The organism is Nonomuraea sp. LP-02 (genome assembly GCF_036289125.1).
Taxonomy (GTDB): domain Bacteria; phylum Actinomycetota; class Actinomycetes; order Streptosporangiales; family Streptosporangiaceae; genus Nonomuraea; species Nonomuraea bangladeshensis.
Genome location: NZ_JAXCLK010000001.1, coordinates 917225 through 938012, shown reverse-complemented (window position 1 = coordinate 938012; position 20788 = coordinate 917225). Strand labels below are relative to the sequence as shown.

Sequence of the window (20788 nt, the reverse complement as noted above, 5' to 3'; positions counted from 1 at the left end):
GACAAGACGATGAGCGAGATCCTCAACAAGCTGTCCGGCCAGGGCGTTGCCATCTGGCTCGACGACATCAGCCGCGAGCGCCTGCGCAGCGGCAACCTGGAGCAGCTGATCCGCGAGAAGAACGTCGTCGGGGTCACGTCCAACCCGACGATCTTCGCGGGCGCGCTCAGCAAGGGCGACGCCTACGACGCGCAGCTGCACGACCTGGCCGTGCGCGGCGTCACCGTCGAGGAGGCGGTGCGCGCGATCACGACCTACGACATCCGCTGGGCGGCCGACGTCCTGCGCCCGGTCTTCGACGCCACCGGCGGCGTGGACGGCCGGGTGTCGCTGGAGGTCGACCCGCGCCTGGCGCACGAGAGCGACAAGACCGTGGCCGAGGCCCGCGCCCTGTGGTGGATGGTCGACCGGCCCAACCTCATGATCAAGATCCCGGCGACCATGGCGGGCCTGCCGGCGATCACGCAGGCGATCTCCGAGGGCATCAGCGTCAACGTCACGCTGATCTTCTCGCTGGAGCGCTACCGCAAGGTCATGGACGCCTGGCTGGCCGGCCTGGAGGCCGCGCAGGCCAAGGGCATCGACCTGGCCTCCATCGAGTCGGTGGCCTCGTTCTTCGTCAGCCGCGTCGACAGCGAGATCGACAAGCGCCTCGACCAGCTCGGCAAGCCGGAGCTGAAGGGCAAGGCGGGCGTGGCCAACGCGCGGCTGGCGTACGCGGCGTACGAGGAGGTCATGAACTCCGAGCGCTGGCAGCGCCTGCGCTCGGCCGGCGCCCGCCCGCAGCGCCCGCTGTGGGCCTCGACCGGCGTCAAGAACCCCGACTACAGCGACACGCTCTACGTCGACCAGCTCGTCGCCCCCGGCACCGTGAACACGATGCCGGAGAAGACGCTCGACGCGACCGCCGACCACGCCGACATCACCGGCGACACCGTCCGCCCCTTCTACGAGCAGGCCTGGAACACCATGGCCGCGCTCAAGGACGCCGGCGTCGACTACGACGACGTGGTGCGCCTGCTGGAGGAGGAGGGCGTGCAGAAGTTCGAGGCGTCCTGGAACGAGCTTCTGGAGAGCGTCAGCAAGAACCTGGTTCCGTGATGGAGGTGCACTACCGCGAGGAGGGGGTGGCCGAGGCCGCCTCCTCCGTCGCGGGGCGCCTCGTCGCCGACGGCGTGCCGGCCCGGCTCGCCGCCGGCGACCCCACGCTGTGGGACGAGGACGCCGAGGGGGAGACGGAGGGCCGGCGGCCCTTCCGCGTCCCCCGCGAGCTGCTCGCCGGGCTGAACGCGGTGGCGGCGCGGCTGCGCGCCGCCGTCGAGCCCGGCGAGGAGGGGCCGCATGTCGTGCTGATCGCCACGGGCTCCCCCGCGCTGGCCGCCCAGGCGATCTGCGACACGGCCGACGTGCCGCTCACCGTGCTCGACACCGCCGACCCCGGCCAGGTGCGCCGGGCGCTGGCCGACCGCCCGGAGTCCACGGTGGTGGTCGCCGCCGCCGCTACCGCCGAGGGCGACGCCTGCCTGCGCCTCTACGAGGAGCTGTTCGAACGGGCGGGCCTCGCGCCCGCCGGGCGCGTGGTGGCGGTGGCCGATCCCGGCACGCCACTGGCGGAACACGCCCGCGAGCGCGGCTACGCCGTCGTGCCGGCCGGCGAGGGCGGCGCGCTGTCGGCCGCCGCGCTGCTGCCCGCCACGCTGGCGGGCGCCGACGTGGCCCGGCTGCTCGACGACGCCGAGGAGGTGCTCCCCCTGCTGTCGCGCGACGTCGGCAACCCCGGCCTCGACCTCGGCGCGGCGCTCGGCGGCGCGGCGCTCGCCGGGCGCGACAAACTCCTGCTGGAAGACCGGCTCTCGCCGATCGCCGGGCTGCCCGACTGGGTCGAGGCGCTCGTCACGGCGGCCACCGGCAAGCAGGGCCGTGGCATCCTTCCGGTCGTCGGCGCCGACCCGCTGCCCGCCGCGGACGAGCTGGTCGTCGGCCTCGACACCGACCTCGGCGACGTCCGCGTGGACGGGCGGCTCGGCGCGCAGTTCCTGGTCTGGGAGTACGCCACCGCCGTGGCCGCGCTGCTGCTGGGCGTGGACCCCGACGACCGGCCCGAGACGGCCGAGCAGGAACGCCAGGCCGCCGCCCTGCTCACCCTGCCCGACCTGCCCGGCGGCGCGCTCGCGCTGACGGACGGCCCGGTCGAGGTGTACGGCGCCACCGGCGCCAAGGACCTGCAGGGCCTGTTCGCCGAGCTGCTGCACGCCGTCCCCTCAGACGGCTACCTGGCGGTGACGGCCTACCTCGACCGCCTGGCGGCCTTCGACGCGCCGGTGCTCGAGGGCGCCGACTTCGAGCAGCTGACCGACGCCTGGATGATGGCCGACCCGGCCACGCTGCGGGCGCTGCTGGCGCTGCGGACCGATCGCCCGGTGACGTTCGGGTGGGGGCCGCGCTACCTGCACGGCGCGGGGCAGTATCACAAGGGCGGGCCCCGCAACGGGGTGTTCCTGCAGATCACGGGGGCAGTGGCCGACGACGTCGCGGTTCCCGGCCGGTCCGGCACGCTGGGCCGCCTCCAGCTCGCCCAGGCACTCGGCGACCTGGAGGCGCTGGAGACGCGGGGGCGGCCCGCCGTACGCCTGCATTTGACCGACCGCGCGGCGGGAGTCGCGCACCTGCTCGCAGCCGCACAGGAGGTTTGAGATGACAGAGCCTGCAGCACCCATGGAGGAGGCCGTGACCGTGGCGGCGGCCGTCGCGGGCACCGCCACCACGATCGAGGCCGCCGCCGCCAACCCGCTGCGCGACCCCCGCGACAAGCGGCTGCCGCGGGTGGCGGGGCCCTGCGTGATGGTGTTGTTCGGCGTGACGGGCGACCTGGCCAAGCGCAAGCTGTTGCCGGCGATCTACGACCTGGGCAACCGGGGGCTGCTGCCGCCCGGTTTCTCGCTGGTCGGCTTCGCCCGGCGCGATTGGAAGGACCAGGATTTCGCCCAGCTGACGCACGACGCCGTCAAGGCGCACGCCCGGACGCCGTTCCGGGAGGAGGTCTGGAAGCAGCTCCTTGAGGGCATTCACTTCGTCCCCGGCGAGTTCTCCGACGACGGCGCCTTCGACGCCCTCGCGATGGCGCTGAACGAGATCGACCAGACGCGCGGCACCGGCGGCAACTACGCCTTCTACCTGTCGGTGCCGCCCAAGTTCTTCCCCGTCGTGGTCGAGCAGCTCAAGCGGACCGGCCTCTCCGACGCGCCCGAGGGCTCATGGCGGCGAGTGGTGATCGAGAAGCCGTTCGGGCACGACCTGCAGTCGGCGCACGAGCTGAACGAGATCACCACCTCGGCCTTCCCGGAGAGCTCGATCTTCCGGATCGACCACTACCTGGGCAAGGAGACCGTCCAGAACATCATGGCGCTGAGGTTCGCCAACAACCTCTACGAGCCGATCTGGAACCGCGGCTTCGTCGACCACGTGCAGATCACGATGGCCGAGGACATCGGCATCGGCGGGCGCGCGGGCTACTACGACGGCATCGGCGCGGCCCGCGACGTGATCCAGAACCACCTGCTCCAGCTCCTCGCGCTGGTGGCGATGGAGGACCCGACCTCCTTCGACGCCTCCGCCCTCCGCAGGGAGAAGGAGAAGGTGCTGCGCGCGGTGCGGCTGCCCGCCGACCTCAAGGCCTACACCGCGCGCGGCCAGTACTCCGCGGGCTGGCAGGGCGGCCAGAAGGTCGTCGGCTATCTGCAGGAGGAGGGCATCTCCCCCGAGTCGACCACCGAGACCTACGCCGCGATCAAGCTGGAGATCGCCAACCGGCGCTGGGCGGGGGTGCCGTTCTACCTGCGCACCGGCAAGCGGCTGGGCCGCCGGGTGACCGAGGTCGCCGTGGTGTTCCAGCGCGCGCCGCACCTGCCGTTCAGCAAGACCGACACCGAGATCCTCGGCCAGAACGCCCTCGTCGTACGGGTCCAGCCGGACGAGGGCATCACGGTCCGCTTCGGCTCCAAGGTGCCGGGGACGGCCATGGAGGTGCGCGACGTGTCCATGGACTTCGCCTACGGCGAGTCGTTCCTGGAGTCGTCGCCGGAGGCGTACGAACGGCTGCTGCTCGACGTGATGATCGGCGACCCGCCGCTGTTCCCGCACCAGCGGGAGGTGGAGCTGTCCTGGACGATCCTCGACCCGATCGAGGAGTTCTGGGCCACGCAGGGCCAGCCCGAGCCCTACGAGTCGGGCTCGTGGGGGCCGCCGTCGGCCGACGCGATGATGGCCCGCGACGGCCGGGTGTGGAGGAGACTTTAGATGACGACGTTCATGCTGTCGGACACGACGGCGGGCAAGATCTCCGCGCAGTTCACGCATCTGCGGCACCAGATGGGCGCGCCCGCCATCGGCATGGTGCTGACGCTGGTGGTGGTCTGCGAGGAGCGGCACCAGTACGACGCGTTGCGCGCCGCGACCGAGGCGGCCCGCGAGCACCCCTCGCGCATCATCGTGCTCATCACCCGTGAGCCGGACGAGCCGATCAGGCTCGACGCCGAGCTGCGCATCGGCGAGAACACCCCGGGCGAGGTGGTCGTGCTGCGCCTGTACGGCGAGCTGACCCACCACGCCGACTCGGTGGTCAGCCCGCTGCTGCTGCCGGACACGCCGGTGGTCGTGTGGTGGCCGGGCAGGGCGCCCGAGTCGCCCTCCAAGGACCCGATCGGCGCGCTGGCGCAGCGCCGCATCACCGACGCCAAGGGCTTCGACGGCGGCGGCGTGCAGTCGCTGGTGACCCGGGCCAAGGGGTACGCCCCCGGCGACACCGACCTGTCGTGGGCGCGGCTGACGCCGTGGCGGAGCCTGCTCGCGGCGGCGTTCGACCAGCCGGTGAGCAAGGTGCGCAAGGGCGTGGTGGAGGCCGCGGCCGGGCACCCGAGCGCGCCGCTGCTGGCCGCGTGGCTGTCGGAGCGGCTGGGCGCGACGATCAAGGTGACCGACTCCGAAGGGCCGGGGCTGACCGCGGTGCGACTGCAGACCGGCGACGGCGAGCTGGCCGTGGTGCGCGCCGACGCCCGCCTGGCCACGCTATGCCGTCCCGGCCAGCCCGACAGGAACGTGGCCCTGGCCCGGCGCACCACCTCGGAGCTGATGTCCGAGGAGCTGCGCAGGCTGGACAGCGACGAGATCTACGAGGCCGCGGTGAAGCGGTTCGCGCGGACGTACAAGGGATGACACGAGAGACCGTGACCACGAAACAGGCGTCTGTGAGCGCCCCCGGCATCGTCGTCCACCGCAACGCCGACGTCCTGGCCAAGGCGGTGGCGGCGCGGATCATCACCCGCTTGGTCGACGCGCAGTCGGCCAAGGGCTCGGCCTCGCTGGTGCTCACCGGCGGCACGGTGGGCATCGCCACGCTGGCCGCGATCGCCGCCACGCCGGCCCGCGACGCGGTCGACTGGCGGCGGCTGGACATCTGGTGGGGCGACGAACGTTTCCTGCCGGCGGGCGACAAGGAGCGCAACGAGACCGGCGCCCGCGAGGCCCTGCTCGACCACGTGGACGTGGACCCGGGGCGGGTGCACGTGATGCGCGGCCCCGACTCGGGCATGACGGCGGAGGAGTCCGCCGAGTCCTACGCGGCCGAGCTGCGCGCCGCCGCCCGGCCGGAGGACCACGGGCCGGTGCCCGGGTTCGACGTGATGCTGCTCGGCATGGGTCCCGACGCGCACGTGGCGTCGTTGTTCCCCGGCATGCCCGCCCTGTACGACACCCGCCCCGTGGTGGCCGTGCACGGCTCGCCCAAGCCGCCGCCCACCCGGATCTCGCTGACGCTGCCGGCCATCCGGGCGGCCCGCGAGGTGTGGGTGGTCGCGGCCGGCGCGGAGAAGGCCGGGGCGGTCCACCTGGCGCTGTCGGAGTCCGGGCCCGTCCAGGTGCCGGCGGCCGGGGCGCGCGGGCGGCAGCGGACGTTGTTCCTGCTCGACCGGGCGGCGGCCGGGAAGATCCCGCCGGAGCTGGGCCGCCTGGCCTCCCCCTGACGCACGCTCAGCCGGCCCCGCCCTCCATCGGGCCTCCCGCGGGGCCGGTCAGCGCGTCGATCTCGGCGAGGAGCGCCCGCTTGCGCTCCTCCGTCAGGTACGACGCCCGCACCCCGTTCGCCGCCAGCTCCGCCAGCTCGGCGCGGCCGAGGCCGAACACCCGGGCGGCGACCCGGTACTCCTCGGCCAGCGTGGTCGCGAACATCGGCGGGTCGTCGCTGTTCAGCGTCACGTACAGCCCCTCCTCCAGCAGCCTGGGCAGCGGATGGTCCTCGATGCGGGCGATCTGCCCGGTGCGGAGGTTGGAGGTGGGGCAGACGTCCAGCGGCAGCCGGGTCTCGCGCAGGTGCGCCACCAGCCGGGGGTCGGCGAGGCAGTTGATGCCGTGGCCGATCCGCTCGGCGCCGTAGCCCTCGATGACCTCCCACATCGTCTCGGGCCCGCTCATCTCGCCGCCGTGCGGGACGCTGTGCAGGCCGGCGGCGCGGGCGGCGGTGAACGCGTCCCGGTAGGCGTCCCGGTACTTCGGCCGCTCCTGCTCGATGCCGCCGATGCCGAAACCTACCAAGGCGGCGGGAGGTTCCTGGAGGGCGTGGTCGAGGGTGACCCTGGCGGCCTCCTCGCCGTACTCGCCGGGGATGTCGAAGATGTAGGCGATCTCCACGCCGTGCTCGGCGGCGGCGCGGCGGGCGGCGAGGTCCAGCGCCTCGGTGACCGCGCGCATCGGGAGGCCGACGACGTGGTGGGCGTACGGGGTGACCTGCAGCTCCGCGTACCGGGCGCCTTGGGGGGCGAGGTCGCGGGCCAGCCCGAGCACGAGCGTGGCGACGTCCTCCGGCTCGCGGACGAGCTGGTTGACCGCCCGGTAGACGCGGGCGAAGTGCGGGAAGTCGCGGAAGGTGTAGAAGCGGCGCAGCTCCTCCTCCTCGCGCGGGACCTCGGTGGCGCCGGAATGGCGGCGGGCCAGCTCCAGGACGGTCGGGATCGAGGCGGAGCCGACCAGGTGGACGTGCAGCTCGACCTTGGGGAGCGCGGCGATGAACGCGTCGAGCGCGGGGTCGGGGGTGGTCGCTGTTGTGGTGGTCATGGCGATGACCTTAAGCGCGGTGATTCGCGTCCCGGTAGGGAAATCAGGGGAATCTGACGCAGATATGTGAGTTTCCGGCTGGGCTAGGGTGAGGGCGTGGTGAACGCCGACGCCTACGATCGCGGGTTCGCCCGGCTGAGCCGGCACACCGTTGGGCCCCTCCTGGCCCGCTCCCGGAGCGCGCGGCGGCTGCTCGACGTGGGCTGCGGCAGCGGGGTGGTCACCGAGGCGGCGCTCGCCCTTGGGGCCGTGGTGACCGCCGTCGACGCCGACCCGGCCATGGTGGAGCTGACCTCGCGGCGCTTCCCCGGCGCGGCGGTCCGGCGGGCCGCGCTGCCCGAGCTGCCGTTCGACGACGGGGAATTCGACGCCGTCGCGGGAAATTTCATCATCAATCACGTGCCCGACACCGGCGCGGCGCTGCGCGAGCTGCGCCGCGTGCTGCGGCCCGGCGGGACCCTCGCCCTGAGCTGGTGGGCGGCCGGGGAGATGACCGCCACCGCCGTGCTCTCCGACGCCATGGAGGCGGCGGGCCTGGCGTCCGGGGCGCCGCCCCGGCCCTTCGCCGCCGACGCCGCCCCCGAGCGGTTCGCGGCGCTGCTGGCCGCGGCGGGGTTCGCGGACGCGGAGGTGGAGAGCGTGCGGTGGCGGCACCGGGTGGACCTCGACGCCTGGTGGACGGACGTCGTGGGCGCGGGCGGGGCCCGGTTCGGGACGATCGGGCGGCAGCCGCCGGAGGTGGCCGGACGGGTCCGGGCGCACTACGAGCGGCTGGCGGCGCCGTACGCGCGGGACGGCTTCCCGGTCTGCGCCCACATCGCCCACGCCCGCCGTCCCTGAGCGGCGGGCTCACTGATCCAGCCGCCGCCGGGCGTGCCGCTCCTCCCGCCGCGCGACCTCCAGCCGGTGGCCGCTGTCGTCCAGTCCGGCGCGGGCCTTGGCGAGCTTGCGCTCCAGCCGTTCGACCTTGGCCGCGCGCTCGTCGAAGTCCCGCTGGGCGCTCTCCACGGCCTCCTGCCACTCCCGGTGCGCGGCCTCCGCCTCGGCCCGCTCCCTGGCCTTCGCGGCCGCGGCCTCCTCGCGGGCACGGGCCGCCGCGGCCTCTTCCTCCTCGCGAGTGCGGGCCGCGGTGGCCTCGTCCTCCTCGCGGGTACGGGCTGCGGCGGCCTCGTCCTCGGGCGCGGGTTTCCGCTTCCCGCCCGCCCGCTGACCCTGCTCGGGCGCGGGCTTCTTCTTTCCGCCCGCCTGCTCACCCGGCCGCGTCTTCTTGACCGGCCGTTCGCGCGGCGTGGGGGCGGGCGCGAAGCCGCTGTAGGCGAGCGGCCTGGCGAGCCGGCCGCGGCGCACCTGCTCGGCGGCGCCGGCGTCCACGACGGCGGCGTCCAGGGTCTGCTCCACCTCGGCGGCCGCGGCGCCCGACAGCTCCCCCTCCTGCCTGACCAGCCGGCCGAGCCGGCCGGTGACCTCGCCGCGCCGCCGGGTCAGCTCGGCGAGCGCGCCGGGGTCCTGCTCCTGCCAGGCGGCGCGCAGCCGCTCCCCCACCTCCAAGAGCTCGGCCACCTCGCCGGGGTGCGCGCGGGCGACCCGGTTGATGGCCGCCGCCGACACCGTGGGCTTGCGCAGCTTCGCTATCTCACGCGCGAGCCGGGCGTCGCCCGCGTCCTTGGCCGCGCGGGCCTCGGCCGTACGCGCGGCGGTGAACTCCGGCGGCGGGAGCGCGTACAGGCGGTCCGCCACCTCGTCAAGATCCACACAGGACAAATACCCCACATAGCGGGTTTTCTAGCGCATAGTGGAGGCAGCCCCCCCAGCCGAACGGAGGCCCCCGGTGTTCGAACGCTTCACCGACCGAGCGCGCAGGGTCGTCGTCCTCGCTCAGGAGGAGGCGCGGACGATGAACCACGGCTACATCGGCACGGAACACATCCTGCTGGGCCTCATCGCCGAGGGCGAGGGACTGGCCGCGCTGGTCCTGGAGAGCAGCGGGGTGGAGCAGGACCGCGTACGCGCGTTCGTCGAGCGCGAGACGGAGCACGACGGCAGGCCGCCGAGCGGGCACATCCCGTTCACTCCCGGCGCCAAGAAGGTGCTGGAGCTGTCGCTGCGCGAGGCGCTGCAGCTGCGCCACAACTACATCGGCACCGAGCACATCCTGCTCGGGCTGATCAGGGAGGGCGAGGGGCTGGCCGCCCAGGCGCTCGTGGACGCCGGCGCGGACCTGGCCGTGCTGCGCCAGCGCCTGCTCGACCGCGTCGGGCGGGGCTCCAGGGAGCGTACGTCCGAGATGTTCTTCGCGGGCACCGGCTCTCTGAACGAACGGCTCGCCCAGATCCAGGAGAGCCTGGAGCGCATCGAACGCCACCTCGGCATCCACCCGCGCGCCGACACCCCGGGCGAGCGCGAGCGCGAGGACGAGGGTGAGGAGGGCGTCGGCTGACCCGCGCCGTCAGACCCGCTGTCAGACCCGCTGTCAGACCGCCGCCATCGCGCCGACCGGCAGCCGCGCCTCCACCACGCCGGGGTCCTCGGTGTAGCCGAGCGTGGCGCCCAGCGACACCAGCAGCCGGCGCATCCGCGCGTTGTCGGACAGCATCGTCGCCCTGACCTCGGCGTACCCGAGGTCGCGGGCCGCGCGCACCAGCATCCGCGCCATGGCCACGCCCAGACCGCGCCCCTGCCAGCGGTCCTCGACGAGGAAGGCCATCTCGGCGATGCCGGGATCCGGCGTGAACATCAGGTTGGCCATCGCCACGACCTGCCCGTCGTGCCCGGCGACCAGCGAGTATCCCCGGTTCCTGTCGCACAGCCGGTCGAACATGTGGGGCGGCAGCGCGGGCATGGCGGTGAAGTAGCGGAACCTGCGCGACTCCGGCGAGCACCTGTCGTGCAGGTCGCGTACGGCCTCGCGGTAGATGGAGGTGAGCGGGCGCACCGTGACCTCGACGCCGTCGGACAGCTTGACCCCGCGCTCGGCCCCCATCTGGTCGGCGGCGGGCTGGGCGAGCCGGGCGAGTGCGGCGGCCCTGGCGGCCTCGGTCAGCGTGAACGGGAGCTCGGCACGGCGCAGCCGGACCGCGCGCTTGGCGGCGACGGGCACGATGAGCCTGGTCGGGTCTGGAAGATCACTCACCGCATCACCATAGATCCACCGGGCGTCGTCGGCGCGCAGCAACTCGGCGAGCAGCTCGGGCAGCCGCCACGGCATCGTACGCAGCCTGGAGGCCAGCAGGAGCGCGCGGGTGGGCTCGTCGGTCAGCTCGTGGGCCGTGGCGGGGACCACCTGCACCTCACGGCCGCCGGCCGCCTCAAGGGCCTCGCGCACGGCCTCCGGGCCTGCGGGGATGTCGGCGACGAACTCGTCTACGGTGCCGTCGGTGTCTGACTGGACGCTGAGTCCGAGGATGTTGCCGCCCCTCTCGGCCAGGGCCGAGGCGAGGGAGGCCAGCCGCCCGGGCCGCTCGTCCACCGTGGTGCGGATGCGCAAGAATCCCATGCGCTGAGCATGCCTAGCAGGTGTTACACGTCCGCTAACGACGTGTTTCATCGCGAAATGAACCCATTTATCCCGTTAAGGCCACCGGCGCGGAGTCTGCCGCCCAACCCCTCGCGCCGAGCACGTCTCGGTGGGACCCTCTCGTTGGACGGCCTTCTCGCGCCCCTCGGGCTCGTTGAGGATCCATCACGAATTTCGTTGCGAGATGCGGCGCAGTGTCCGGATATAGCAGGATAAGGGGGCATGAGCGTGCGTGTTCCCTTGTCGTCCGAGTTCGTGAACGGCGACGTGTCCTTCTGGTACCGGTCCATGGGCGTCCCCGCCCCCGGCCCCCGTCTCGACGGCGATATCGATGCCGACGTGGCGATCGTCGGCGCCGGCTACACGGGCCTGTGGACCGCGTACTATCTCAAACGCGCCCGCCCGTCCCTCCGCGTGGTCGTGCTGGAGCAGGAGTTCGCCGGCTTCGGCGCCTCCGGCCGCAACGGCGGCTGGCTGACCGGCGACCTGGCCGGCTCGCACGAGCGCTACGGCGAGGGCGCCCGCCGCCTGCAGCGCGAGATGTACACCTCCATCGACGAGGTCATCGCCGTCTGCGAGAAGGAGGGCATCGACTGCGACCTGGTCAAGGGCGGCGTACTGAACGTGGCCCGCACCCCCGCCCAGGCCGCCCGCCTGCGCGAGAGCGTCGAGTCGGCCCGCCCCTGGGGCATCGGCGAGGACGACCTGCGCCTGGTGAACCCCGACGACCACCTGCGGGTCGCCGGCGCCGTCGAGGGCTCGTGGAGCCCGCACTGCGCCCGCATCCAGCCCGCCAAGCTCGCCCAGGGCCTGGCCAGGGTGGTCAGGGACCTCGGCGTGACCATCTACGAGCGCACGCCGGTCACCGAGATCGTCCCGCACCGCGCGGTCACCCCGTACGGCACCGTGACCGCCGGCCACGTCATCCGCGCCACGGAGGGCTTCACCTCCCGCCTGCGCGGCCTGCGCCGCCAGTGGCTGCCGATGAACAGCTCCATGATCGTCACCGAGCCCCTGCCGCAGTCGTTCTGGGACGAGGTCGGCTGGCGCGGCGCGGAGCTGCTCGGCGACATGGCCCACTACTACATGTACGCCCAGCGCACCGCCGACGACCGCATCGCCTTCGGCGGCCGGGGCCGCCCCTACCTGTACGGCTCCCGCGTCGACGCCCGCGGCCACACCCACGAGTGGACGGTCGAGGCGCTGTGGAGCCTGCTCACCGAGTTCTTCCCCGCAGCCCGCTCCTCCTCGGTCGCGCACGCCTGGTCGGGTGTGCTCGGCGTGCCGCGCGACTGGTGCTCGACCGTCCACGTGGACCCCTCCACGGGCCTCGGCTGGGCGGGCGGCTACACCGGCCACGGCGTCACCACCACGAACCTGGCCGGCCGGACGCTGCGCGACCTCGTGCTCGGCGAGGAGACGGAGCTGACGTCCCTGCCGTGGGTGGGCCGCAGGGTCCGCGCGTGGGAGCCTGAACCGCTGCGCTGGATCGGCGTGCACGCGATGTACCGGCTCTACCGGGTGGCCGACGAGCGCGAGCGCACGATGCGCCGCACCTCGGTCCTGGCCCGCTTCGCCGACCTCATCACGGGGCACTGACCGTAAAGATCACGAAGGAGACTAGATGGACATCCTCTTCCGCGGCGGCCGCGTCTTCACCCCGGACGGCGTACGGGAGACGGCGGTGCTGGTGTCCGGCGGCCGGATCGCCGCCGTGGGCGCGGAGGGGGAGCTGGCCCGCCGCGCGCCGTCGCACGAGACGGTCGACCTGGCCGGCGGCCTGCTGACGCCGGGCTTCACCGACGCCCACATCCACCCGGTCCAGGCGGGCCTGGAGCGGGCGAAGTGCGACCTGTCGGAGGTCTACGGCCTGGACGCCTACCTCGCCGCGATCGACGCCTACGCCCGCCGCCACCCGGACAAGGAGTGGATCGACGGCGGCGGCTGGGACATGTCCGCCTTCCCCGGCGGCCTCCCCCACCGTTCGCAGCTCGACCACCTGGACCGCCCGGTCTACCTGATCCAGCGCGACCACCACGCCGCCTGGGTCAACGGCCGGGCCCTGGAGCGCGCCGGCATCACCAGGGACACCCCCGACCCTGCCGACGGCCGCATCGAGCGCGACCCCGACGGAACCCCGTCGGGCGTCCTGCACGAGGGCGCGATGGACCTCGTCGGCCTGCTCACCCCGCGTCCCACCCCGCGTGACCTGGACGCGGCGCTGGACGACGCGCAGCGGCACCTGTTCTCGCTGGGCGTCACGGGCTGGCAGGACGCCATTGTGGGCTCGTACGCGGGCTCCGACGACCAGTTGCCCACCTACCTGTCCGCGGCCCGCCAGGGACGGCTCAGGGCCCGCGTGGCGGGTGCCCTGTGGTGGGACAGGACCCGCGGCGCGGAGCAGATCGACGAGCTGGTGGCGCGCCGGGCCGAGGCGGAGGGCCTGGACCGGTTCCGGGCCGGCTCGGTCAAGATCATGCAGGACGGCATCACGGAGAACTTCACGGCCGCGACGCTGGAGCCGTACTGCCTGTGCGGCGGCACCGGCCTGTCGTACGTGGACCCCGCCAAGCTCCGCGAGTACGTCGCCGAGCTGGACCGGCTCGGCTTCCAGGTGCACTTCCACGCGATCGGCGAGCGCGCGGTCCGCGAGGCGCTGGACAGCTTCGAGGGCACCGACCCGGCCAACCGCCACCACATCGCGCACCTGCAGATCATTGAGCCGTCGGACGTGCCGCGCTTCGCGTCGCTCGGCGTCACGGCCAACCTCCAGCCGCTGTGGGCCACCCATCACGCCCAGATGGACGAGCTGACGCTGCCGTACCTGGGCGAGCCGCGCTCGTCGTGGCAGTACCCCTTCAAGGACCTGCTGGAGCACGGCACCCGCCTGTGCGCGGGCAGCGACTGGCCGGTGTCGGACGCCGACCCGATCCAGGGCATGCACGTGGCGGTCAACCGCACCGAGCCGGGCGGCTCGGTGCACGCGGGCTATCCGACGGCGCGTACGCCGTTCCTGCCGGGCCAGCGGCTCGACCTGGCCACGGCGATGGCCGCCTACACCTCGGGCTCGGCCTGGATCAACCGCTCCCCCGCCGGCCTGGTCGAGCCGGGCCGCCCGGCGGACCTGGTGGTGCTGGACCGCGACCCGTTCGCGCTGCCGCCCGAGGAGATCTGGACCACGCGCGTGCGGATGACGTTCGTCGACGGCGAGCCGGTCCACCAGTAGCCGGTCCACCAGTAGAAGGGCCCGGACACGCGCGAACCCCCGCCCTCACGGGCGGGGGTTCGTCGTGACGCCGGTCTACCAGGGGGACTTGTTGGCGCGCAGGCGCTCCAGTGCTTCCTCCAGGATCGCCTTGCCGTCCTTGTCGCTCCTGCGCTCCTTCACGTAAGCGAGGTGCGTCTTGTACGGCTCGTTCCTCGGCGGGGCAGGGGGGTTCGACTCGTCCTGTCCGGCAGGGAGGCCGCAACGAGGGCAGTCCCACAGCTCGGGGACGGCCGCGTCACTGGCGAAACTGGGGCGCGTCTCGTGCATGTTGGCGCACCAGAACGAGACCCGCACTCTCGGAGCTGCCTCGCCGCGCTCGGCCTCCCCCATAGGGCCGGCGCCGACTCGGCTGCCACGGATCGCGTTGCCACTACCCACGGATGAACTCCTCGCTCGATCGCCCCGCGCGCGAACACGGGGGGAGAATCACTGTCACGCGTTGAACTTGTTGCTCAGGGCTTCACAAGCAGCCCGAGAGCGATGATGCAGACGAACCAGATGGTGCCCGTGATCACGGTCAGCCGGTCGAGGTTGCGCTCCACCACGGAGGAACCGCCGAAGTTCGACGAGAAACCGCCGCCGAACATGTCAGACAGGCCACCACCCTTGCCCTTGTGAAGCAGGACGAGCAGGATCATGAGAAGGCTCGCCAGGATGAGGGCGATGGAGATTCCGAGTTCCACGGTATGCCTGTTCCTTCAATGCTCTGTTACGCGTGACGATTCAAACTTGCCTTCTGAGGGTACGACGTACTGTCAAGTCGCACCCCCCGAACGGCTCAGTCAGCCTGGCATGTCGGAGAATCGGCAGATCTTGGCGAACTCCCCGGCGTCGATGCTGGCACCGCCCACGAGCGCGCCATCGACATCCGGTTGTGCCATGATTCCTGCGACATTTCCTGACTTGACCGATCCTCCGTAAAGGATACGGACCGCCGAGGCCACTTCGGCGTCATAGAGCTCAGCGAGTCTGATTCGCAATGCTCCGCACACCTCCTGGGCGTCGTCGGGGGTGGCCACCTCGCCGGTGCCGATCGCCCACACCGGTTCGTAGGCCACCACTATCGATTTTGCCTGCTCGGCCGAGATCTTGCGCAGAGCGCCGTCGAGTTGGCCGAGACTGTGCGCGATGTGACCGCCCTCTTGGCGCACCGCCAGGCCCTCGCCGACGCACAGGATGGGCGTGAGCGAGTGCCGGTAGGCCGCCTGCACCTTGGCGTTGACGACGTCGTCGTCCTCGGCGTGGTACTGGCGCCGCTCGGAGTGGCCGATGACGACGTAGGTGCAGCCCAGCTTGGCCAGCATGGGCCCGGACACCTCGCCGGTGTAGGCGCCGCCGTCGTGCGCGGAGAGGTCCTGAGCGCCGTAGACGATCCTGAGCTTGTCGCCGTCGACCAGGGTCTGGACGCTGCGCAGGTCGGTGAACGGCGGCAGGACGGCGACCTCGGTGCGGTCGAAGTCCTTGTCGTTGAGAGCGAAGGCCAGCTTCTGGACCAGCGCGATGGCCTCAAGGTGGTTGAGGTTCATCTTCCAGTTGCCCGCCATGAGCGGCTTGCGCTGAGACACCTACTCCTCCAGAGCGGCGAGTCCGGGAAGGGTCTTCCCCTCAAGGTATTCGAGACTGGCGCCGCCACCTGTGGAGATGTGCGAGAAACCGTCCTCGGGGAGGCCGAGCCTGCGCACGGCGGCCGCGGAGTCGCCGCCGCCCACCACGGTGAAGGCACCGGAGGCGATGAGAGCCTCGGCCACGGCCCTGGTGCCGCCGGAGAACGCGTCGAACTCGAACACGCCCATCGGGCCGTTCCAGAAGACGGTCTTGGCGTCGGCCAGCTTGGCGGCGAACAGCTCGCGGGTCTTCGGCCCGATGTCGAGCCCCTCGCGGTCGGCCGGGATCGCGGTCGCCTCGACCGCCTCGTGCTCGGCGTCGGCGGCGAACTCGGTGGCGGCCAGCACGTCGACCGGCAGCACGAGCTCCACGCCGCGCTCGGCGGCCTCGGCGAGGAAGCCGCGCACCTGGTCGAGCTGGTCCTCCTGGAGCAGCGACTTCCCGACCTCGTGGCCCTGGGCCTTGAGGAAGGTGTAGGCCATGCCGCCGCCGATGAGCAGCCGGTCGACCTTGGTGAGCAGGTTGGCGATGACGCCGAGCTTGTCGGAGACCTTGGCGCCGCCCAGCACCACGACGTACGGGCGCTCGGGCTGCTCGGTGAGCTTGCGCAGCACCTCGACCTCGGCCGTGATCAGCCCGCCCGCCGCGTGCGGCAGGATCTTCGGCACGTCGTAGACGCTGGCGTGCTTGCGGTGCACCGCGCCGAAGCCGTCGCCCACGTAGAGCTCGGCGAGGCCGGCCAGCTTCTCGGCGAACGCGCCGCGCGCGGCGTCGTCCTTGGAGTCCTCGCCGGGCTCGAAGCGGAGGTTCTCCAGCAGCGCCACCTGGCCGTCCTGGAGCGCCTCGACCGTCGCGCGGGCGCTGTCGCCCACCACGTCGGTGGCGAAGGCGACGTCCTGGCCCAGCAGCTCGCCCAGGCGGGCGGCGACGGGACGCAGCGAGTACTTCGGGTTGACCTGGCCCTTGGGCCTGCCCAGATGGGCGCAGACGACGACCCTGGCGCCGCGGCCGGCCAGCGCCTTGATCGTCGGCACCGACGCGCGGATGCGGCCGTCGTCGGTGATCGTCTCCCCGTCGAGGGGGACGTTGAGGTCGGCGCGCACCAGCACGCGCCGCCCCTTCACGTCGAGATCGTCGAGCGTGCGCATGCTCTCATGCTCCTGTTCCCGCGGGGCGCGCGCGGCGCGCGCCCCGGCACATGGTCGTGGCCGGCCGTGGCCGGCGGGGTCAGCCGGGTCAGAGCCCGCGGCCGACCAGCTCGATCAGGTCGACGAGGCGGTTGGAGTAGCCCCACTCGTTGTCGTACCAGCCGACGACCTTGACCTGGTTGCCGATGACCTTGGTGAGGCCGGCGTCGAAGATGCAGGAGGCCGGGTCGGTGACGATGTCGGAGGAGACGATCTGGTCCTCGGTGTAGGTGAGGATGCCCTTGAGCGGGCCCTCGGCGGCGGCCTTCACCGCGGCGTTGACCTCGTCGACCGTGACGTCGTGGCCGACCTCGACGGTGAGGTCGGTGGCCGAGCCGGTGGGGATCGGCACGCGCATCGCGAAGCCGTCGAGCTTGCCCTTGAGCTCCGGCAGCACCAGGCCGATGGCCTTGGCGGCGCCGGTGGAGGTGGGCACCACGTTGAGGGCGGCGGCGCGGGCGCGGCGCAGGTCCTTGTGCGGGCCGTCCTGCAGGTTCTGGTCCTGCGTGTAGGCGTGGATGGTGGTCATCAGACCCTTCTCGATGGTGAAGGTGTCGTGGATGACCTTGGCCATGGGCGCCAGGCAGTTGGTGGTGCAGGACGCGTTGGAGACGATCGTGTGCTTGGCCGGGTCGTAGGACGAGTCGTTGACGCCCATCACGATCGTGACGTCCTCGTTCTTCGCCGGAGCGGAGATGATGACCTTCTTCGCGCCGTTGTCGGCGTGCGCCCTGGCCTTATTGGCGTCGGTGAACAGGCCGGTGGACTCGACGACGACGTCCACGCCGAGGTCGCCCCAGGGCAGCTTGGCCGGGTCGCGCTCCTCGAAGACCTTGATCGCCTTGCCGTCGACGGTGATCTCGTCGCTGGTGGCCTTCACCTCGTAGGGCAGGCGGCCCAGGATGCTGTCGTACTTCAGAAGGTGGGCGAGCGTCGCGTTGTCGGTCAGGTCGTTGACCGCGACGATCTCGATGTCCTTGCCGCTGGCGGCGACAGCGCGCCAGAAGTTGCGGCCGATGCGGCCGAAGCCGTTGACGCCTACGCGGATGCTCACGCGATCTCCTCGAACAGATGGCGGGCTGAAACCTCAGCCACGAAGCCTATCGGACCTAAATTGGTTTAGACCACTGCGACCCCCGCCCTGCGCATGCGGGTGCAACACACACTTTTTGCGACCTTCGAGTAAAGTGCCCGACTCATTAGAGTAAATTCGTGCATTCTCTGGGGGCTGAGATGTCACACAACCGGTCGGGCCTACTTCCCGGACTAGCGCTGGGCCTGGTGGCGGCGCTCGTCGCCGCCGCCGCGCTGGGGGCGGCCGTGCTGTTCCAGACCCGCCTGCCCGCAGGCGTCACGTCGTTCGGCAACGGGCACCCCCTCTCGCTGGTCTCGTCCCTGCTGGTCGCGCTCCTGGTCGCGATGGGAGTCGGCGCGGCGCGCCCGCGCGCCCTGACGCTGGTCCCCGTGTCCGCGCTGTACGCCGGGGCCGCCATGGCCGCCGGGCAGGTGCTCGGCTCCTCGATCATGACCGGCGCCACCCTGCGCACCCCGCCCGCCGGGCACATCACGGTGTCGGACATCACATGGGACAACTTCACCGCCGGCCTCCCGTACGCGCCCAACCTCTACCGTGACCCGATCGCGGAGACCTGGGCCGCCTGGCTCTACCTCGCCGTCGCCGCGCTGGCCGCCCTCCTGCTGGTCACCCTGCGCGTCCTCGGCGTCCGCCGCGCCCACCGCCGCCGGACGGAGGCCGAGGGGGAGGGCCAGGAGGCGACGGAGTACCGCGCCCCCTTCGAACCCGCCCAGCCCCCGGCCCAGCAGCCCACCACGGACCTGTTCGCCCCCCGCAAACCCGCCCGCGACTGACCCCAGGCATCCGGCCGGAGCCACCGCACGCAGGCCGCGAACGGCACCCGGTCGGAGCCGGCCGCGTGCCGGCCGCGGACGGCACTCCGGCCGCGCACCGGTCACCATGAACCACGGAACCCGGCCAAGCAGACGCTCGTCACGGCGAGCGACCCGTGAGCCTTCACGACCGGCCATGACGGACGGCCACCCACGTCGGCGCGTGCGGCCGGCCTGGCTCTGCCGTAAAGGATGGATCTAAAAAGGCGGTCAGGGAGCAAGCATGTCGACGGTGAGGTTGGCCTCGGTGTTGGGGATGCCGAGATCGGACGCCCGTTTGTCCGCCATCGCCAGCAGCCGCCTGATCCGCCCGGCGATCGCGTCCTTGGTCAGCGGCGGGTCGGCGATCTGCCCCAGCTCCTCCAGGGACGCCTGCTTGTGCTCCACCCGCAGCCGCCCGGCCACCACGAGGTGCTCAGGCGCCTCGTCGCCGAGGATCTCCAGCGCCCGCTGCACCCGCGCCCCGGCGGCGACCGCGGCCCTGGCCGAACGCCGCAGGTTGGCGTCGTCGAAGTTGGCCAGCCGGTTGGCGGTGGCCCGCACCTCGCGGCGCATCCGCCGTTCTTCCCAGGCCAGCACGCTGTCGTGCGCCCCCAGGCGGGTGAGCAGCGCGCTGATGGCGTCGCCGTCGCGTACGACGACCCGGTCCACGCCGCGCACCTCGCGCGCCTTCGCGTGGATCTTCAACCTCCGTGCCGAGCCCACGAGCGCCAGCGCCGCCTCGGGCCCCGGGCAGGTGACCTCCAGCGACATCGACCGTCCCGGCTCGGTGAGCGAGCCGTGCGCCAGGAACGCGCCACGCCAGGCCGCCTCGGCGTCGCACGCCGCGCCGGCCACCACCTGGCGCGGCAGGCCGCGCACGGGACGGCCGTGGTTGTCGATCAGCCCCGTCTGGCGGGCGAGCGCCTCGCCGTCGCGGTAGACGCGCACCACGTAACGGGAGCCCTTGCGCAGGCCGGCGGGGGCCAGCACGAGCACCTCCGCCTTGTGGCCGAACACCTCACCGATGTCCTTGATCAGGCGCCGCGCGGTGGCGTTGGTGTCGAGCTCCGCCTCGATCACGATCCGCCCGCCCACCAGGTGCAGGCCGCTGGCGAACCGCAGCAGCGTGGAAACCTCGGCCTTGCGGCAGCAGGGCTTCAGCACCGGCAGGCGGCTCAGTTCGTCTTTCACCACACCTGTCATCGCCATAAGCGTTTAGTCCTCTCCCCCATTCAGACCGGCTCACGCCAGTCTCTCGCACCTTCGCGCCACGCCGACCAGGATCAACGCTTCCGGAGGAAAATCTCGTCCAGGACGGAGGCAAGACGTCGTGGGTCGTGCCGGGGCGAGCCGTCGCCGGCCGCCACGTCGGCCATGACGAGCCGCGCGCCGAGCGCGGCGGCGGCCTTTTCCAGTGCGTCGGGGTCGTCGACCACGCCGGTGTCGGCGAGGACGACGTCGATCGACAGGTCCGGCGCGTGCTGCCGGAGCACCTCCAGATGTTGCTGCGGGGAGAAGTCGTCGGTCTCGCCGGCCTGCGGGGCCAGGTTGAGCGTGACGAGCCGGCGGGCCCGGGTGGCGTGCAGGGCCCGCGCCAGCTCGGGCACCTTGAGGTGCGGCAGCACGCTGGTGAACCACGATCCGGGCCCGAACACCACCCAGTCGGCCTCCGACACCGCCGCGACGGCCTCGGGCCGTGCGGGCGGGTCCTCGGGCACCAGGGAGATGGCCTGGACGCGGCCGGGGGTCAGGGCGCACGCCACCTGGCCGCGTACGGTCGAGATGACGCCGTCGAGCTCCACCTCGGCGACGATGTCGAGCGGCACGGACGCCATCGGCAGGACCCGGCCGTGCGCGCCCAGCAGCCGCCCGACCCAGTCGAGCCCGGCCACCGGATCGCCCAGCAGTTCCCACAGGGCCACGATCAGCAGGTTGCCGACGGCGTGCCCGTGCAGGTCGCCCTCGCTGCGGAAGCGGTGCTGCACCACCTCGCTCCAGGTGCTGCCCCACTCGTCGTCGCCGCACAGCGCCGCGAGCGCCATGCGCAGGTCGCCGGGCGGGAGCACGCCCAGCTCACGGCGCAACCGGCCGCTGGAGCCGCCGTCGTCGGCGACGGTCACGACCGCGGTCAGCTCGTCGGTGACCATCCGTAATGCGGACAGGGACGCGAACAGCCCGTGCCCGCCCCCGAGCGCCACCACCCGCGGCCCCCTGCCGCGG

The 20788-nt window shown here is 72.4% G+C and carries 19 protein-coding genes and 1 pseudogene; 10 read left to right on the top strand and 10 right to left on the bottom strand.

Annotated elements, in window-relative coordinates:
- The first annotated feature begins 9 nt into the window (after positions 1-9).
- Genes tal through pgl form a run of 5 tightly spaced genes read left to right on the top strand, consistent with a single transcriptional unit; the run spans position 10 to position 6017 of the window.
- Positions 10-1101: a transaldolase gene (gene tal / locus SMD20_RS04360; RefSeq protein WP_329575088.1), complete on the top strand. Its 1092-nt coding sequence runs from the start codon at positions 10-12 to the stop codon at positions 1099-1101.
- A complete protein-coding gene (locus SMD20_RS04355; protein WP_329592426.1) occupies positions 1101-2693 on the top strand; it encodes a glucose-6-phosphate isomerase in 1593 nt (530 codons plus the stop codon). Before tal ends, SMD20_RS04355 begins: the two co-directional genes overlap by 1 nt.
- 22 nt (positions 2694-2715) lie before the next feature.
- A complete protein-coding gene (gene zwf, locus SMD20_RS04350) occupies positions 2716-4296 on the top strand; it encodes a glucose-6-phosphate dehydrogenase (RefSeq protein ID WP_442942583.1) in 1581 nt (526 codons plus the stop codon).
- Positions 4297-5211 (top strand): glucose-6-phosphate dehydrogenase assembly protein OpcA, encoded by a 915-nt coding sequence (locus tag SMD20_RS04345; RefSeq protein WP_329575082.1) that lies wholly within the window; start codon positions 4297-4299, stop codon positions 5209-5211.
- 32 nt (positions 5212-5243) lie between these two features.
- Positions 5244-6017, top strand: a complete 774-nt coding sequence (gene pgl, locus SMD20_RS04340) for a 6-phosphogluconolactonase (RefSeq protein WP_329592424.1) — start codon at positions 5244-5246, stop codon at positions 6015-6017.
- Between the two features lie 7 nt (positions 6018-6024).
- On the opposite strand, the gene add is transcribed toward pgl, so the two are convergent.
- Positions 6025-7104 (bottom strand): adenosine deaminase, encoded by a 1080-nt coding sequence (add, locus tag SMD20_RS04335; protein WP_329575080.1) that lies wholly within the window; start codon positions 7102-7104, stop codon positions 6025-6027.
- Between the two features lie 96 nt (positions 7105-7200).
- Between add and SMD20_RS04330 the strand changes: the two genes are divergently transcribed.
- Positions 7201-7944 (top strand): class I SAM-dependent methyltransferase, encoded by a 744-nt coding sequence (locus SMD20_RS04330; RefSeq protein ID WP_329575077.1) that lies wholly within the window; start codon positions 7201-7203, stop codon positions 7942-7944.
- 9 nt (positions 7945-7953) lie between these two features.
- Here SMD20_RS04330 and SMD20_RS04325 read toward each other — a convergent pair whose 3' ends face one another.
- A complete protein-coding gene (locus SMD20_RS04325; protein WP_329575073.1) occupies positions 7954-8856 on the bottom strand; it encodes a hypothetical protein in 903 nt (300 codons plus the stop codon).
- Positions 8857-8932: 76 nt separating this feature from the next.
- Between SMD20_RS04325 and SMD20_RS04320 the strand changes: the two are divergent.
- Positions 8933-9349: pseudogene (locus SMD20_RS04320) on the top strand (Clp protease N-terminal domain-containing protein); the annotation flags it as partial.
- 225 nt (positions 9350-9574) lie between these two features.
- Here SMD20_RS04320 and SMD20_RS04315 read toward each other — a convergent pair.
- The gene (locus SMD20_RS04315; RefSeq protein ID WP_329575070.1) at positions 9575-10597 is read right to left on the bottom strand and encodes a GNAT family N-acetyltransferase; all 1023 of its coding nucleotides are present in this window, start codon (positions 10595-10597) and stop codon (positions 9575-9577) included.
- A gap of 243 nt (positions 10598-10840) precedes the next feature.
- Between SMD20_RS04315 and SMD20_RS04310 the strand changes: the two genes are divergently transcribed.
- Entirely contained in the window at positions 10841-12217 is a 1377-nt protein-coding gene (locus SMD20_RS04310) for an NAD(P)/FAD-dependent oxidoreductase (protein WP_329575068.1), read from the top strand.
- 25 nt (positions 12218-12242) lie between these two features.
- Positions 12243-13844 carry an amidohydrolase gene (locus SMD20_RS04305; RefSeq protein WP_329575065.1) on the top strand — a complete coding sequence of 534 codons (1602 nt, stop codon included), beginning with the start codon at positions 12243-12245 and terminating at the stop codon, positions 13842-13844.
- Positions 13845-13919: 75 nt separating this feature from the next.
- On the opposite strand, the gene SMD20_RS04300 is transcribed toward SMD20_RS04305, so the two are convergent.
- The 5 genes from SMD20_RS04300 to gap all read right to left on the bottom strand — a co-directional run bounded on the left by SMD20_RS04300 (position 13920) and on the right by gap (position 17732).
- On the bottom strand, positions 13920-14264 hold the full coding sequence (locus tag SMD20_RS04300) for an RNA polymerase-binding protein RbpA (protein WP_084685755.1): 345 nt from the start codon (positions 14262-14264) through the stop codon (positions 13920-13922).
- Positions 14265-14338: 74 nt separating this feature from the next.
- The gene (gene secG / locus SMD20_RS04295; protein ID WP_020544771.1) at positions 14339-14569 is read right to left on the bottom strand and encodes a preprotein translocase subunit SecG; all 231 of its coding nucleotides are present in this window, start codon (positions 14567-14569) and stop codon (positions 14339-14341) included.
- Positions 14570-14668: 99 nt separating this feature from the next.
- Positions 14669-15451 (bottom strand): triose-phosphate isomerase, encoded by a 783-nt coding sequence (gene tpiA / locus SMD20_RS04290; RefSeq protein ID WP_329575058.1) that lies wholly within the window; start codon positions 15449-15451, stop codon positions 14669-14671.
- Positions 15452-16639 (bottom strand): phosphoglycerate kinase, encoded by a 1188-nt coding sequence (locus tag SMD20_RS04285; RefSeq protein ID WP_329575056.1) that lies wholly within the window; start codon positions 16637-16639, stop codon positions 15452-15454. It abuts the gene before it with no gap.
- A gap of 88 nt (positions 16640-16727) precedes the next feature.
- Entirely contained in the window at positions 16728-17732 is a 1005-nt protein-coding gene (gene gap, locus SMD20_RS04280; protein ID WP_329575053.1) for a type I glyceraldehyde-3-phosphate dehydrogenase, read from the bottom strand.
- Between the two features lie 179 nt (positions 17733-17911).
- On the opposite strand from gap, the gene SMD20_RS04275 reads away from it, so the two are divergent.
- Positions 17912-18547, top strand: a complete 636-nt coding sequence (locus tag SMD20_RS04275; protein WP_329575050.1) for a hypothetical protein — start codon at positions 17912-17914, stop codon at positions 18545-18547.
- A 249-nt stretch (positions 18548-18796) separates the two neighbouring features.
- Here the strand turns inward: SMD20_RS04275 and whiA are convergent, their stop codons facing one another.
- Both whiA and SMD20_RS04265 read right to left on the bottom strand, forming a co-directional pair.
- The gene (gene whiA, locus SMD20_RS04270; RefSeq protein WP_026214667.1) at positions 18797-19777 is read right to left on the bottom strand and encodes a DNA-binding protein WhiA; all 981 of its coding nucleotides are present in this window, start codon (positions 19775-19777) and stop codon (positions 18797-18799) included.
- Between the two features lie 74 nt (positions 19778-19851).
- Positions 19852-20769 (bottom strand): gluconeogenesis factor YvcK family protein, encoded by a 918-nt coding sequence (locus SMD20_RS04265; protein ID WP_329592422.1) that lies wholly within the window; start codon positions 20767-20769, stop codon positions 19852-19854.
- Positions 20770-20788: the final 19 nt, after the last annotated feature.